We start from the raw sequence: 16,063 nt of genomic DNA on the forward strand, positions 1-16,063 counted from the left end.
TTATCCTCGGATCGCCCAGAAGGCCAGGTTCAAGCCTGGGAACTGCCCGGCGATATGGAAGGCAAATCCACCGGAGTTGTTCAGTTGCTGCCAGTGCTCGCTGCCCCGGTCCAACTCGTAGTACGTACTGCCTGCGTGATACGGAATCTGCCGTGGCGCCACCGGCAACGGCAGCAGGCCGATGCCCGGCAGCTGCAGGTTGACCATGTCGCGGATGTGCTCCACCGAACCGACCTTGCTCTGCTGGCCGAAGCGCGCACGCAGGGTTTCGCCGGGTACGTCGGCGCGCACCACCAGGATGAAGCTCGCGCTGTCGAGCAGGGTTTTGTCGGCAAGCATGGCCACGTGGATGCCATAGGCTTTTTCCACAATCGGGATCGGCGTGGCCTTGCTGTCGATCAACATCGACAGCGCTTCACGCAACGCCTGCATCACCGGGGCAAAGCTCAGAGCCAGGTCGTCATGCTGGTATTGCGGGTATTCCTGGGGGCGACGGCCCGAGGTCGAAAAGGTCGAGAACTCGCCGGCCAGGCTCACCAGTTCGCTGAAGAAGCGCTCCGGGTGCAACGGGCTCAACTGGCTGAAATGCTGGAGCAGCGGCTGGGCGCGGTTGACCAGTTGCAACAGCATGAAGTCGGCGATCTCCGACGCACCACCCGCACCCGAGGCGACCACGCGGCCGGCCAGGGCCTCGCCACGCTGGTGCAGCAGGCCCAGCAGCTCACTGCGAAAGGCCGTCAGCGGTTTGCTCGCGGCAACGTCGAGTACCGGCGGGATGTAAGTGTCATCCAGCACCAGGGCGCGGTCGGCGCGTTTTTCCTTGATGCGTACAAGGCCCACGGCGGCGTAATCACTGATGCCGTCCTGGGCGGTGAGCAGGCGCAGGGCGCGAGAGCCGACAGCCACTGGCGCACGGTTCTCGAACGGGGCGTTGTCATCCCGCACTTCGCGCACCTGGCTTACATAACGCGCGGCTTCCAGGGCTTCACCTGCCTCCACGGTATCGCGGGCACCGGCGCGCTTGAGCGGCAAGGCCAGGTACACCAGACCGTCGCGCAGGTTGTCGTCGATATTCAACGGGCTCGGCGCGAGGTCGTCCTGGGGGATATTGAATGGTGTGCCATCAGGCAACAGGCCGCGCGCCGAAACGATCGCCAGCTTGCCCTGGGCCAGCAGCCCCTGGTCGATCAGCAACTCGGAAAAGCCCCAGGCACCGGCATTCAACGGGCGGCTGCGGGCGTCGATCAGGTTTTCCAGGTAACGGTCATGCTGCTGGAAGTGCTGCGTTCCGATGAACATGCCTTCCGACCAGACCACGCGATTGTTCCAGGACATGGGGGCTCCGAGGGTTTCTTATTGGGCAGGGCTGGATGGGGGAACCACGACGTCGGCACGTACGGCGCGCACATCGAGGCTGATCTGATATTCGGTGTATTGGCGCGGTGGCACGTTGATCACCGTGCGCCATTGCGCACGGTCCAGCTCGCGATAGCCCACCAGCAAGCCGATCTGGCGCGTGGCAGGGTCGAGGTCGCGCTGGATGCTCAGTTGCTGGCCGGGTTGCACCATCACTTCGTCCTGGTCCAGCAGGTCGAGGCCGAGGGTCGATTGCGCACGATCCGCCAGGGCGAAGTAGTCGGAGCGCCCGAAGGTAGCGGCATTTTTCAGCTCGAAGATGCGCACCCGTACCGGTGCGGCCTGGCCGTTGGCGCCCGGGTTGAGCCCGGCAATGGCATGAAAGTGCAACTCGACGGCGGCGGTGTCCGCCTCCGTTTCGCCCGCTACTTCGGGTTTGACCGCGTCCTTGGCACACGCCGTCAACAGCAACGCGGTAGCGGCTGCGAGTAAAAACCTGGGAATCATCCTGCGTCCTCAATGACGTACTTAGCTATCCGTTAAATCCATGTACTGCGTGATCAGCGACGCTGTCGTGCGCTGTGTTCTTCGTAGGCTCGGCTGAATTCGCGGCCGAACAGGTCCTGGAAATCTTCCTGGGCCTCGCGGGAAATATTGCTGTAGAGCTCAGTGAACTGCTGCCAGTACTGGGCCTGGCGCGAGCCGTTGAACAGGCTCGATAACCCGGCGGGTTTGCCCATGCGCTCCTCCAGTTGCGAGGGTTCGAAGCGGGTCAGCAGGTGCTTGATCGCGGCCTCCACGCCTGCCATCACGGCCAGCTGGTGAGCGCGCAGATCGTCGAAACTGTCGCGCACGGCGGCGTCCGGTGCCATAAACGCCTGGTTGCCGTGGCGAAGCAGCAACAGTAAGGCTTCGTCGGCATTCGGCGCGAATTTCAACGGATTGTTTTCGGCCGGGCGGATCATGGTCTGCTGCATGCGGAACTCGCCTTTGAGGCTGGCGCGAGCACGTAATACGTCGATCAGGCCCTCGACCATCAAGCGGTAGCTGCGGCCGATGTTTTCCATCTGGGCGCAGGCGTCGGCTTTGTCGAGACGCAACTGCTCCAGGCCGGCGCCGCGCAGGAACGCTTGCAGCAGGTCGGGCGATTGCAGGGGTTCGGCCACCGGGGGCGTCGGCTCCAGCACAGGCGGCGGCTGAATCACCGGCGGTGCTGGCGGTGCTGGCGGCGGCGGTGCGACCGGTGCCGGTGTGTCGGCAAACAGGTCCCAATCATCGGGAATCAGCCCGCCGGATACCACGGGTTTTTCCACGGCCACCGGCGTCGGCGGCCGGAAATCGTGCTGCTCGGACGGCACATGATCCGCCACGGTCGGTGGTGGAACGGCCGTGGGGCTGAGGAAGTCGAACAGATCCGGCAGGGTGTCCATTGCCGAGGCGCCCTGGAACTGCGGCGCGATCACAGGCGCAGGCACAGGTGCGGGCGGGCTGGCGACGGCGCCCATCAGGGCTTCGAAGCTGTTGGATGAGTCGCCGGCAAACGGTCGGCTATCCACGGCTTGCACATTGAAATCGATGCGCGCCTGGATCTCGTAGTCGCCGATGCGGATCAACTCACCATCCTGCAACGGCTCGCTGTTACCGCGGCGCAAGCGGATACCGGCGTGAACCAACTCCACCCCGTTCGTACTGTTATCGGTTAAATAATAACGGCCATCTTTGTATTGAATAACGCAATGCTGCGAAGAGACGAGACGCTCCGGATCAGGCAATACCCAGTCATTATCCGAGCTGCGGCCAATAGCCATCACGCCCTGGCCCATGGACTTTTCCGAGCACTGCCCAGGGGTAATCTTGTGATAACTAGTGATAGTCAAACACAGCGACATCTTGCCTCCTTGCTGATACATCGCGCGCGGTCGTTTTCCCTGGGCTACGCTTCCCGAGAGATACCCGCCAGGTCATGCACATGACCCTGAATCTACCAAAGCCCAGCATGATCGCTGATCTTAGCTGGCTTCCATGACAAAAATCCTGCTTGGCGGGCGTCGTTCGACCCGCCAGTCGCGCAGGTTGTTAAACACCGCACATCTGTCACAGAGGACGAATAGCTTACCTTGACAAGGCATAAGTACTACACCAAAAATGCACAACTTCTTGAACATCAGTGATGGCACATTAGTGGCACTCTGAATATATGACCAAGAAAACATGCAAAGTTCCTCACGCAACTAATGCATGCATTGCCCGCCATCTATCGGGCTGATAAGGAGATCAAATTCAGTGGATGTGCCGTTGCTGCTCGCCGCCGTTTCCCCGAATTCGCCGTGTGGCGAAGACATGGAGTATGACGCGCAATTTCTCCAACTGGAGCGTGACGCCAAGGGCCAACCCGAGCGCAGCATGGGCGATTCAATCCTGCCCGCCGAACCGCCGGAATGGCGCAGCATCCAGCAGCAGAGCCTCGACTTGCTGCAACGCAGCAAAGACCTGCGCATCACCCATTTTCTGCTGCAAAGCACCCTTGCCCTGCAAGGCGTGGCCGGGCTGGCTGAAGTCCTTTCGTTGATCAACGCCCTGCTGCGCGACTATTGGGCCGACCTGCATCCACGCCTGGATGCAGACGACGATAACGACCCTACCGTGCGCATCAACGCCCTGTCCGGCTTGACCAGTGACACGACCATTCGCCTGCTGCGCGAAAGCATCCTCACGCGCTCGCGCACCTTCGGCCCCGTTACCCTGCGTGCGGCGCTCAACGCCAGCGGCCTGCAGATTTTTGCCGACGAGCAGCTCGGAGCCCAGCAACTCCACGCCGCGTTCCTAGACAGCGACCCCGAGCACCTGCAAGCCACCCGCGACGCCTTGAGCGCAGCGCGTGCTGCCTGCGAGGCCATCGAACAGCAGGTCAATGACCAGGTCGGTTCAGCCCGGGGCGTGGATTTGAGTGCCTTGAAGCAACCGCTCAAGCAGGCGCTGCAGATACTCAATCAAGCGGTGCCAGGCACCGACAGCAGTGGCGAACCCGAGGCCGTCAGTGACGACAATGCCCCCTCGGTCGATTTCGCCGCTGCGCCCGCAGCACCACGCCCGGCCGGCGACATCGCCAGCCGCGATGACGTGTTGCGCAGCCTCGACAAAATCCTTGCGTACTACACCCGGCACGAGCCTTCGAGCCCGCTGCCGGTGCTGTTGAACCGCGCCAAGAATCTGGTGCACGCCGATTTCGCGGCCATCGTGCGCAATCTGATTCCCGACGGCATGTCCCAATTTGAAAACCTGCGCGGCCCGGACAGCGAGTAAGCCACCGGGCTATGCAGTAACAACACCGTCGCTCAAGCGACCAGGAGCAGCAACGTGGCGAAGCAAAGTTCTCAGAAATTCATTGCGCGCAACCGTGCGCCTCGAGTGCAGATCGAGTACGACGTCGAGCTTTACGGCGCCGAGAAGAAAGTCCAGCTGCCCTTCGTGATGGGCGTGATGGCCGACCTCGCCGGCAAACCTGCCGAGCCGCTCGCCCCCGTGGCCGACCGCAAGTTCCTTGAAGTGGATGTCGACAACTTCGACTCGCGCCTCAAGGCCATGCAGCCGCGCGTGGCCTTCCACGTACCCAACGAGCTGACCGGCGAAGGCAACCTGAGCCTGGACATCACCTTCGAGAGCATGGACGACTTCAGCCCGGCCGCCGTGGCGCGCAAGGTCGACTCGCTGAACCAATTGCTCGAAGCCCGTACCCAGCTGGCCAACCTGCTGACCTACATGGACGGCAAGACCGGCGCTGAAGAAATCATCATGAAGGCGATCAAGGACCCGGCACTGCTTCAGGCACTTGCCAGCGCGCCCAAGCCTGCAGGGGACCAATAATCATGACCGACAATACCGCCCGCGAAGGCAGCCAGATCCTGGGTGCCACCGAAGAAGCCAGCGAGTTTGCGAACCTGCTGCTGCAAGAGTTCAAACCCAAGACCGAGCGTGCCCGCGAAGCCGTGGAAACGGCGGTGCGCACCTTGGCCGAACAGGCCCTGGCGCAAACCGACTTGGTGTCCAACGACGCGATCAAGTCGATCGAGTCGATCATCGCGGCCATCGACGCCAAGCTCACCGCCCAGGTCAACCAGATCATCCACCACCAGGATTTCCAGCAGTTGGAAAGCGCCTGGCGTGGCCTGCACTACCTCGTCAACAACACCGAGAGCGATGAGCAGCTCAAGATCCGCGTGCTCAACATCTCCAAGCCGGACTTGCACAAGACCCTGAAGAAGTTCAAGGGCACCGCGTGGGATCAGAGCCCGATCTTCAAGAAGATGTACGAAGAAGAATACGGCCAGTTCGGCGGTGAACCGTACGGCTGCCTGGTGGGCGACTACTACTTCGACCAGTCACCACCCGACGTGGAACTGCTGGGCGAACTGTCGAAAGTCTGCGCCGCCATGCACGCCCCGTTCATCGCTGCGGCCTCGCCGACCGTGATGGGCATGGGCTCGTGGCAGGAACTGTCGAACCCGCGCGACCTGACCAAGATCTTCACCACCCCGGAATACGCCGGCTGGCGCTCGCTGCGTGAATCGGAAGACTCACGCTACATCGGCCTGACCATGCCGCGCTTCCTGGCGCGCCTGCCGTATGGCGCCAAGACCGACCCGGTGGAAGCCTTCGCCTTCGAAGAAAACACCGACGGCGCCGACAGCTCCAAGTACACCTGGGCCAACGCCGCCTACGCCATGGCCGTGAACATCAACCGCTCGTTCAAACACTACGGCTGGTGCTCGCGCATCCGTGGCGTGGAGTCCGGCGGTGAAGTGGAGAACCTGCCGGCCCACACGTTCCCTACCGATGACGGTGGCGTGGACATGAAGTGCCCGACCGAAATCGCCATCAGCGACCGCCGTGAAGCGGAACTGGCGAAGAACGGCTTCATGCCACTGCTGCACAAGAAAAACACCGACTTCGCCGCCTTCATCGGTGCCCAGTCGTTGCAGAAACCGGCCGAATACGACGACCCGGACGCCACCGCCAACGCCAACCTGGCCGCGCGCTTGCCGTACCTGTTCGCCACCTGCCGTTTCGCTCACTACTTGAAGTGCATCGTGCGCGACAAGATCGGTTCCTTCAAAGAGAAGGACGAAATGCAGCGTTGGTTGCAGGACTGGATCCTGAACTACGTCGACGGCGACCCGGCCCACTCCACCGAAACCACCAAGGCCCAGCACCCATTGGCTGCCGCTGAAGTGATCGTGGAAGAAGTGGAAGGCAACCCTGGTTACTACAACTCCAAGTTCTACCTGCGCCCGCACTACCAGCTCGAAGGGCTGACCGTGTCGTTGCGCCTGGTATCGAAGCTGCCTTCGGCGAAAAGCGCTTAAACATTCGGGACCGGCTCGCTCCTGCAGGAGCGGGCTTGCTCGCGAAAAACTTAAAGGCGCCGCGTTCATTCAGGATGCCAGCGTCAGCGTCAACGACCTTCGCGAGCAAGCTCGCTCCTACAGGGGTCGGGGACGTCAACACATTCTGTGGCTGAGTCCACACAGGGAGAAAACATGGCTGTTGATATTTTCATCAAGATCGGCGACATCAAGGGCGAGTCCATGGACAAGGCCCACAAGGACGAAATCGACGTACTGAACTGGAGCTGGGGCATGTCCCAGTCCGGCAACATGCACGTCGGCGGTGGCGGCGGCGCGGGCAAGGTGAATATCCAGGACCTGTCGCTGACCAAGTACGTCGACAAGGCATCGCCTAACCTGATGATGCACTGCGCCAGCGGCAAGCACATCGACAAGGTCAAGCTGACCGTGCGCAAGGCCGGTGGTGAAAGCCAGGTCGAGTACATGGTGATCAACCTGGAAGAAGTGCTGGTGACCTCCTTGAGCACCGGCGGTTCGGGCAGCGATGATCGCCTGACCGAGAACGTCACCCTGAACTTTGCCCAAGTGATGGTCGACTACCAGCCGCAGAAAGCCGACGGCACCAAAGACGGCGGCGCGATCAAGTTTGGCTGGAACATCCGTTCCAACACCAAGCGCTGATAGCCCTCGGGCCGTGGCCTCACGCCACGGCCCCCGGCACCCTGCCCCTCACGAAGCCCGTCCTTCTCACAACCCGTCCGTGGAGCTGCTTTGGTGGTAACTGAAATCGCTTCCCGCGACCGTCTGCAACCGTCCCTGCTGGACCGGTTGACCGACGACGACCCGACCAATCCCAAGGAAAGCGCCGACAAACGCGTGCTGTCCCTGACCCAATTGAAAGCCTCGGTGCTGCGCGACCTGGCGTGGCTGCTCAACACCACGTCGTTGCTGGACGCCGATGCCACGCTGCATACCCCAGCCGGTACGTCGGTGGTCAATTACGGCCTGCCGGCACTGGCCGGGAACAGCGCTTCCAGCGTCGATATCAAAGCGCTGGAAGCCCTGATCTACCAGGCCATCGCCACCTTCGAGCCGCGAATCCTGCGCCACACCCTGCGTGTCAAAGCCCGTGTCAGCCACGGCGAGATGAACCACAACGCGCTGAGTTTCGAGATCGAAGGCGACCTGTGGGCCCAGCCGGTGCCTTTGCGTCTGTTATTGCAAACCGACCTCGACCTGGAATCCGGCCATGTCCGTGTGATTAACGCCGACCAGCGGAGACGGACATGAACCCGCGCCTGCTGGAGCTGTATAACCAGGAACTGCACCATGTGCGCGAAAGCGCCGCAGAGTTCGCCAAGGAATACCCGAAGATCGCCAGTCGGCTGACCCTGTCCGGTATGGACTGCGCCGACCCGTACGTCGAACGCCTGCTTGAAGGCTTTGCCTACCTGACTGCCCGCGTGCAGCTCAAGCTCGACGCCGAGTACCCGACCTTCACCCACAACCTGCTGGAAATCGCGTACCCGCACTACCTCGCGCCAACGCCGTCGATGACGGTGGTGCAACTGCAGACCGACCCCGATGAAGGCTCCCTGGCCAGCGGTTTTTCACTGCCCCGCGATACGGTATTGCGTGCGGCATTGGGCCGTGAAACCCAGACCTGCTGCGAGTACCGCACCGCTCACCCGGTGACGCTGTGGCCGTTGCAGGTGACCAACGCCGAGTACTTCGGCAACCCCGCCGCCGTGCTCGGCCGCCTGGCCGCCAGTGAGCCGAAGGCCAAGGCTGGTTTGCGCCTGACCCTGCGTACCGGCGCCGAATTGCCGTTCAACAGCCTCGACCTGAACAGCCTGCCGCTGTACCTCAGTGGTGCCGACGAACAACCGTTCCGCCTTTACGAGCAACTGCTGGGTAACGCCTGCGCCGTGTTTGCACGCAAGCCGGGTGGTGACTGGGTCGAGCGCCTGCCGCAAGACGCGCTGCGCTCGCGAGGTTTTGATGACGCCGACGCCGCCATGCCGGTCGTGGCGCGTGCGTTCCAGGGCTATCGCCTGCTGCAGGAATACTTCGCCCTGCCCCACCGCTTCCTGTTCGTCGAGTTCGCCGAGCTGAGCCGTGCGGTCAAACGCTGCGACGGCCAGGAGCTGGAGTTGATCGTATTGTTCGATCGCCATGAGCCCAGCCTGGAAGGCAGCGTCGGCGCCGCACAATTCCTGCCGTTCTGCACCCCGGCCATCAACCTGTTCCCGAAACGCCTGGATCGCATTCACTTGTCCGACCGGGTCCACGAACACCATGTGATCGCCGACCGCACCCGACCGATGGATTTCGAGGTGCACTCGCTGAGCGGCCTCACCGGCCACGGCACGGGGCCAGAGCAGCCGTTCCTGCCGTTCTACGCTGTACGCGATCCGTCGCGCTACGGCCGCGACCAGGCCTATTACACCGTGCGCCGCGAGCCGCGGGTGCTGTCCAGCGACCAGCGCCGCAACGGCCCGCGCTCCACGTATGTGGGCAGCGAAACCTTTGTCAGCCTGGTGGACAGCAAGCAAGCGCCCTACCGCCACGACCTGCGCCAACTCGGCGTGACCGCGCTGTGCACCAACCGTGATTTGCCGTTGTTCATGAGCGTGGGCAACGGCAAGACCGACTTCACCCTGGCCGACAGCGCGCCGGTGCTGGCCGTGCGTTGCGTGGCCGGCCCGAGCCGCCCGCGTGCCAGCCACGCGCATGACGCCAAGGCCTGGCGTCTGATCAGTCAGCTGTCGCTCAACTACCTGTCGCTCAGCGAACAGGGCCAGGGCGCGGGCGCCTTGCGTGAACTGCTGCGCCTGTATGGCGACAGCAACGACGCTGCCCTGCAATTGCAGATCGAGGGCCTGCGCGAAGTCAGCAGCAAAGCCGTGACCCGGCGCCTGCCGATGCCCGGGCCGATCGTGTTTGGCCGTGGCCTGGAGATCACCCTGGAATTCGATGAAAACGCGTTTCGCGGCACCGGTGTGTTCCTGCTCGGTGCGGTGCTGGAGCGCTTCCTGGCACGCTATGTGTCGATCAACAGTTTTACCGAGACGGTGATCCGTACCACCGAACGCGGCGAGATCATGCGATGGAAAGCCAAGCCCGGGCGTCGTCCGACCCTTTGAGCACACTGGATGCGATGCATCAGGAACCCTGGGAATACGATTTCTTCCAGGCGCTGCGGCGTATCGAGTGCGAATCGCCCGACCTGCCGCGCCTGGGCCACTCCCTGCGCCTGGCGGATGATCCGCTGCGCCTGGGCCAACAAGCCGATTGCACTTTCGCCCCGGCCACCTTGGCCTCGGTCGATCCCGGTGGTGACGGCAAGCCGGCGCGCCTGGAGCAGTTTTTCTTCGGCCTCGGTGGCCCCAATGGCCCCCTGCCGCTGCATATCACCGAGTACGTACGCGAGCGCCAGCGCAACAACGCCGACAGCACCAGCAAGCAGTTCCTGGATGTGTTCCACCACCGCTTGCTCAGCCTGTTCTACCGGGCCTGGGCCGAGGCGCGGCCTACCGTCAGCCATGACCGCCCGGACGACGACTACTGGTCCGCCCGTCTCGCCGCCCTGAGTGGCCGTGGCATGCCAAGCCTGCTCAACCAGGGGCTGATTGCCGACGCCGCAAAGCTGCATTACAGCGGTCACTTGTCGGCGCAGACCCGCTACCCGGACGGTTTAAAGGCGATCCTCAGCGAGTATTTCGGCTTGCCGGTAGAGATCGAAGAGTACGTCGGCCAATGGCTGGAGCTGCCCGAACGCAGCCGCGTGGGCGTCAGCGCCAACCAACTGGGCGTGGACTTTTGCCTGGGTAGCCACGTCTGGGACCGCCAGCACAAATTCCGCATTCGCCTGGGCCCGCTCAAGCTCGATGACTACATGGGCATGCTGCCCGGCCACCCGCCATTCAATGAGCTGGTGGCGTGGGTGGCCGAGTACCTTGGCCACGAATTGGACTGGGACTTGAACCTGGTTCTGCAACAACCTGAAGTACCGGCGCTGCAACTCAATGGCCAGTTCCGCCTGGGCTTCAATACTTGGCTCGGCCAACCCGCGCACGACGCCAACGACCTAATCCTGGCCCGGCATTACGCCGATCAGGCCACCACCTCAAGGAATCCAGAGCATGGGTGAAATCAGTCGCGCCGCACTGTTCGGCAAACTCAACAGCGTGGCCTACAAGGCCATCGAAGCTGCCACCGTATTCTGCAAGCTGCGGGGTAACCCGTATGTGGAGCTGGCCCACTGGTTTCACCAACTGCTGCAACTGCAGGACTCGGACCTGCACCGCATCATTCGCCAGTTCAACGTCGAACCGGCGCGCCTGGCCCGCGACCTGACTGAAGCCCTGGACCGCCTGCCCCGTGGCTCGACCTCGATCACCGACCTGTCCTCCCATGTGGAAGAGGCCGTGGAACGCGGTTGGGTCTACGGCAGCCTGATGTTCGGCGAAAGCCAGGTGCGCACCGGTTACCTGGTGTTGGGCATCCTGAAGACTCCGAGCCTGCGCCATGCGCTGCTGGCCCTGTCTGCCGAGTTCGACAAAATCAAGGCCGAGGCCCTGAGCGAACGTTTTGATGAATATGTCGGTGACTCGCCCGAAAACGCATTGAGCGCCAGTGACGGTTTCAACGCCGGTGCCGTGCCCGGCGAGGCCAGCGGTGCCATGGCTCCAAGTGCGATGGGCAAGCAGGAAGCCCTCAAGCGCTTTACCGTCGACCTGACCGAGCAGGCCCGCAACGGCAAGCTCGATCCCATCGTTGGGCGTGACGAAGAGATCCGCCAACTGGTCGACATCCTGATGCGCCGCCGCCAGAACAACCCAATTCTCACCGGTGAAGCCGGAGTGGGCAAAACCGCCGTGGTCGAAGGTTTCGCCCTGCGCATCGTCGCCGGTGACGTGCCGCCTGCGCTCAAGGATGTGGAACTGCGCAGCCTCGATGTGGGCCTGCTGCAAGCCGGCGCCAGCATGAAAGGCGAGTTCGAGCAACGCCTGCGCCAAGTGATCGAAGACGTCCAGGCATCGCCCAAACCGATCATCCTGTTTATCGACGAAGCTCACACACTGGTCGGGGCCGGTGGGGCCGCTGGCACGGGCGACGCCGCCAACCTGCTGAAACCTGCGCTGGCCCGTGGCACCTTGCGTACCGTGGCCGCGACCACTTGGGCCGAATACAAGAAGCACATCGAAAAAGACCCGGCCCTGACCCGCCGCTTCCAGGTGGTGCAAGTGGCCGAGCCGTCGGAAGACAAGGCGCTGCTGATGATGCGCGGCGTGGCTTCGACCATGGAACAGCACCACCAGGTGCAGATCCTCGATGAAGCCCTGGAAGCCTCGGTGAAGCTGTCCCACCGCTACATCCCGGCGCGCCAGTTGCCGGATAAATCCGTGAGCCTGCTGGACACCGCCTGCGCCCGCGTGGCCATCAGCCTGCACGCGGTGCCGGCCGAAGTGGACGACAGCCGCCGTCGTATCGAAGCCCTGGAAACCGAGCTGCAAATCATCGCCCGCGAGCATGCCATCGGCATTGCGATTGGGGCCCGTCAAAGCAACACCGAAGCGCTATTGAGTGCCGAGCGTGAACGTCTTGCGACGTTGGAGAGCCGTTGGGCCGAAGAGAAAGCGCTGGTTGATGAGTTGCTCGCCACCCGTGCAACCCTGCGTGAAAAGGCTGGCGTGGTAGACAGTGGCAACGATGAATTGCGCGCCCGACTGGTCGACCTACAACAGCGCCTCAGCGTATTGCAAGGCGAGACCCCGCTGATCCTGCCTACCGTGGATTACCAGGCCGTGGCCTCGGTGGTCGCCGACTGGACCGGGATTCCGGTGGGCCGCATGGCCCGCAACGAGCTGGAGACCGTGCTCAATCTCGATCAGCACCTGAAGAAGCGCATCATCGGCCAGGACCATGCCCTGCAGATGATCGCCAAACGCATCCAGACGTCCCGCGCCGGTCTCGACAATCCGAGCAAGCCAATTGGTGTGTTCATGCTGGCCGGCACCTCCGGCGTAGGCAAGACCGAAACGGCCCTGGCCCTGGCCGAAGCCATGTACGGCGGCGAGCAGAACGTCATCACCATCAACATGAGCGAGTTCCAGGAAGCTCACACAGTGTCCACGCTCAAGGGCGCGCCACCGGGTTATATCGGCTACGGCGAGGGCGGCGTGCTGACCGAGGCGGTGCGGCGCAAACCCTACAGCGTGGTGCTGTTGGACGAGGTGGAAAAAGCCCACCCCGACGTGCACGAGATCTTCTTCCAGGTGTTCGACAAGGGCGTGATGGAAGACGGCGAAGGCCGGGTGATCGACTTCAAGAACACCCTGATCCTGCTGACCACCAATGCCGGCACCGAGCTGATTTCCCACGTGTGCAAAGACCCGGCGAACATCCCCGAGCCGGAAGACATCGCCAAGGCGCTGCGCCAGCCGCTGCTGGAGATTTTCCCGCCGGCGTTGCTGGGCCGCCTGGTGACCATTCCGTATTACCCGCTCAGCGACGAGATGCTCAAGGCGATCACCCGCCTGCAGCTCAACCGCATCAAGAAGCGCGTGGAAAGTACCCACAAGGTGGCTTTCGACTACGACGACGCGGTGGTCGACCTGATCGTCTCGCGCTGCACCGAGACCGAGAGCGGTGGCCGCATGATCGACACCATCCTCACCAACAGCCTGCTGCCGGACATGAGCCGTGAGTTTCTCACCCGCATGCTCGAAGGCAAGGCGTTGGCCGGTGTGCGGATCAGTAGCCGGGATAACGAATTGCACTACGACTTCAGCGACGCCAGCTGACGGAACGCCATTCAACTGTAGGAGCCGGCTTGCCGGCGATAGCGGCCTGACATTCAACATTGAGGTTGACCGGGCCACCACTATCGCTGGCAAGCCAGCTCATACAGGGGGTTCGGTTCGTCAGGTACAACGACATTTACGGGTTAACCGATGCTATTCAACCAAGCCTCACGCCTGGCCAAGATCACCAGCCCCCTCGGGCCGGATGTACTGCTGCTCAATGAAATGGGCGGCGGCGAAGAGCTGGGCAGGCTGTTCAACTACGAGCTGCAACTGACGTCCCTGGACGCCAACATCGACCTTAACCAACTGCTCGGCAAGCCGATGAGCGTGAGCCTGCAACTGGCGGACGGTGGCGAGCGATACTTCCACGGCATCGTTGCCCGTTGCAGCCAGAACATCGACCAGGGCCAGTTCGCCAGTTACCAGGTGACGCTGCGCCCATGGTTGTGGTTGCTCAGCCGTACTTCGGACTGCCGGATTTTCCAGAACCTGAGCATCCCGCAGATCATCAAGCAGGTGTTTCGCGACCTGGGCTTTTCCGACTTCGAGGACGCCCTGAGCCAGCCGTACCGCGAGTGGGAATACTGCGTGCAGTACCGCGAGACCAGTTTCGATTTCGTCAGCCGCTTGATGGAACAGGAAGGCATCTACTACTTCTTCCGCCACGAACAGGACCGCCATGTGCTGGTGCTGGCCGATGCCTACGGCGCGCACACCACCGTGCCGGGCTACGCGTCGGTCCCGTACTACCCCAAGGACGAGCAGCAGCGCGAACGCGACCACATGCACAACTGGCACCTGGCGCACGAAGTGCAGCCGGGTTCGCTGGAACTCAACGATTACGACTTCCAGCGCCCCAGCGCCCGTATCGACGTGCGCTCGGCCATGCCGCGCCCGCATACCGCCGGCGACTACCCGCTCTACGACTACCCCGGCACCTACGTGCAAAGCGAAGATGGCGAACACTATGCACGCACCCGCATCGAAGCCCTGCAAACCCTGCACGAGCAGATCGAGTTTGCCGGCAATGCGCGGGGCCTGGGTTCGGGCCATCTGTTCAGCCTCACCGGCTTCAGCCGTCAGGACCAGAACCGCGAATACCTGATCGTGGGTTGCCGCTATTACATCGTCCAGGAAAGTCTGGAAAGCGGCGGGGGTTCGGGTTCGGCGCAGTTCGAAAGCAGCCTCACCTGCATCGACGCCCAGCAAAGTTTCCGCCCAATGGCCAACACCCATCGGCCCATCGTCAAAGGCCCGCAGACCGCACTGGTGGTCGGCCCCAAAGGCGAGGAGATCTGGACCGACCAGTACGGCCGCGTGAAGGTGCACTTCTACTGGGACCGTCATGACCAATCCAACGAAAACAGCTCGTGCTGGATCCGTGTATCGCAATCCTGGGCGGGGAAAAACTGGGGCTCGATGCAGATTCCGCGCATCGGCCAGGAAGTGATCGTCAGCTTCCTGGAAGGCGACCCGGACCGGCCGATCATTACCGGCCGCGTCTACAACGCCGAGCAGACCGTGCCCTACGACCTGCCGGAAAACGCGACCCAGAGCGGCATGAAAAGCCGCTCCAGCAAAGGCGGCACGCCGGCCAACTTCAATGAAATCCGCATGGAGGACAAGAAGGGACTGGAGCAGTTGTACATCCATGCCGAAAGGAATCAGGACATCGTAGTGGAGGTGGATGAAAGCCACTCCGTCGGGCATGACCGCAACAAGAGCATCGGCCATAACGAGACGGTGACCATCGGCAACAACCGCCTGCGCATCGTCAAGCAGGAAGACATCCTCTCGGTGGGCCAGAGGAAGACCGACAGCATCAGCCAGAGCTACGTTATCGAAGTGGGCGAAAACCTGCGCCTGGTCTGCGGCGAAAGCATCCTGGAGTTGAACGCCAGCGGGCAAATCAACCTGAGCGGCGTGCAAATCAGCTTCTACGCCAGCGGCGATGCCGAGTTCAACACTGGCGGCGTGCTGCACCTGAACAACGGCGGCGGCCCCGGCGCCACGCCCGATGGCCAAGGCGTGAAAGCCAGCATCGACGCGAATATCAAAGCCGCGTTCCCCGCGCCCAAAGGCTCCTGACGAGATCTGTTTGCCATGACGTACCGAATCAACGAATTCCAGTTCCAACTGCCGGCCGCCGAGCTGCAGGACGCGACGATCAATATCCTCAAGTTCCCTGAATTGGGCACGTCCCTGATTGTCAGCCGCAGCCTGCTCGCCGAGGGTGAGACCCTGCACAGCAACTTCAATGACCAACTCCAGCGCCTGGAAAAACAGGTGCAGGACTTGCGCTATCAACCCGGTGTCGACGTGCGCCTGGGCGCAGCGCAAGAGGTAGAAGGGATCGAGTTGCGCAGCCAGTTCAACAAGGGCAATGACAAGGTGTTCCAGTACCAACTGGCACTGGTAATTCCGGGCACGCGCAAGATGCTCGCCTTGAGTTACGTGAAAGCCGACAAGCTAGGGGATGCCGAAGCGGCGCACTGGGCGTTGATCAAAAACTCGCTGTCGTTCGACGCTATTTCCTGATGAGCAAATTGA

General features: G+C 62.4%; 13 protein-coding genes. 10 read left to right on the forward strand and 3 right to left on the reverse strand.

All coding sequences use genetic code 11. The features are described 5' to 3' along the window. The 3 genes from tssK to tagH are packed head-to-tail and all read right to left on the reverse strand — an operon-like array spanning position 1 to position 3,245. On the reverse strand, positions 1-1,335 hold the full coding sequence (gene tssK, locus M5B97_RS10255; protein WP_123716571.1) for a type VI secretion system baseplate subunit TssK: 1,335 nt from the start codon (positions 1,333-1,335) through the stop codon (positions 1-3). 18 nt (positions 1,336-1,353) lie between these two features. Next, entirely contained in the window at positions 1,354-1,863 is a 510-nt protein-coding gene (tssJ, locus tag M5B97_RS10260) for a type VI secretion system lipoprotein TssJ (protein WP_123716572.1), read from the reverse strand. A gap of 53 nt (positions 1,864-1,916) precedes the next feature. Continuing rightward, positions 1,917-3,245 carry a type VI secretion system-associated FHA domain protein TagH gene (gene tagH / locus M5B97_RS10265; RefSeq protein WP_248731410.1) on the reverse strand — a complete coding sequence of 443 codons (1,329 nt, stop codon included), beginning with the start codon at positions 3,243-3,245 and terminating at the stop codon, positions 1,917-1,919. A 394-nt stretch (positions 3,246-3,639) separates the two neighbouring features. Here tagH and tssA point away from each other — a divergent pair, with 394 nt between their 5' ends. The 10 genes from tssA (at position 3,640) to M5B97_RS10315 (ending at position 16,051) form a co-directional block, all read left to right on the forward strand. Further along, complete coding sequence (gene tssA, locus M5B97_RS10270) at positions 3,640-4,659, forward strand: type VI secretion system protein TssA (protein WP_123716574.1); 1,020 nt, start codon at positions 3,640-3,642, stop codon at positions 4,657-4,659. Between the two features lie 54 nt (positions 4,660-4,713). Further along, the gene (gene tssB, locus M5B97_RS10275) at positions 4,714-5,220 is read left to right on the forward strand and encodes a type VI secretion system contractile sheath small subunit (protein WP_010207547.1); all 507 of its coding nucleotides are present in this window, start codon (positions 4,714-4,716) and stop codon (positions 5,218-5,220) included. Positions 5,221-5,222: 2 nt separating this feature from the next. Next, positions 5,223-6,719: a type VI secretion system contractile sheath large subunit gene (gene tssC, locus M5B97_RS10280; protein WP_123716575.1), complete on the forward strand. Its 1,497-nt coding sequence runs from the start codon at positions 5,223-5,225 to the stop codon at positions 6,717-6,719. Positions 6,720-6,893: 174 nt separating this feature from the next. Continuing rightward, positions 6,894-7,382, forward strand: a complete 489-nt coding sequence (locus M5B97_RS10285) for a type VI secretion system tube protein Hcp (protein WP_003195562.1) — start codon at positions 6,894-6,896, stop codon at positions 7,380-7,382. 93 nt (positions 7,383-7,475) lie between these two features. Further along, positions 7,476-7,991, forward strand: coding sequence for a type VI secretion system baseplate subunit TssE (gene tssE / locus M5B97_RS10290; protein ID WP_123716761.1), 516 nt, complete (start codon positions 7,476-7,478; stop codon positions 7,989-7,991). After that, complete coding sequence (gene tssF, locus M5B97_RS10295) at positions 7,988-9,847, forward strand: type VI secretion system baseplate subunit TssF (protein ID WP_248731411.1); 1,860 nt, start codon at positions 7,988-7,990, stop codon at positions 9,845-9,847. The genes tssE and tssF overlap by 4 nt, the downstream gene beginning before the upstream one ends. Beyond that, positions 9,811-10,854 carry a type VI secretion system baseplate subunit TssG gene (gene tssG / locus M5B97_RS10300; protein ID WP_248731412.1) on the forward strand — a complete coding sequence of 348 codons (1,044 nt, stop codon included), beginning with the start codon at positions 9,811-9,813 and terminating at the stop codon, positions 10,852-10,854. The genes tssF and tssG overlap by 37 nt, the downstream gene beginning before the upstream one ends. Beyond that, positions 10,847-13,510 (forward strand): type VI secretion system ATPase TssH, encoded by a 2,664-nt coding sequence (gene tssH, locus M5B97_RS10305; RefSeq protein ID WP_248731413.1) that lies wholly within the window; start codon positions 10,847-10,849, stop codon positions 13,508-13,510. Before tssG ends, tssH begins: the two co-directional genes overlap by 8 nt. 150 nt (positions 13,511-13,660) lie before the next feature. Next, entirely contained in the window at positions 13,661-15,601 is a 1,941-nt protein-coding gene (locus M5B97_RS10310) for a type VI secretion system Vgr family protein (protein ID WP_248731414.1), read from the forward strand. 15 nt (positions 15,602-15,616) lie between these two features. Continuing rightward, positions 15,617-16,051 carry a DcrB-related protein gene (locus M5B97_RS10315; protein ID WP_123716580.1) on the forward strand — a complete coding sequence of 145 codons (435 nt, stop codon included), beginning with the start codon at positions 15,617-15,619 and terminating at the stop codon, positions 16,049-16,051. The last annotated feature ends 12 nt before the right edge of the window (positions 16,052-16,063 follow it).

This window comes from Pseudomonas sp. MWU13-2517 (genome assembly GCF_023242545.1).
Classification (GTDB): domain Bacteria; phylum Pseudomonadota; class Gammaproteobacteria; order Pseudomonadales; family Pseudomonadaceae; genus Aquipseudomonas.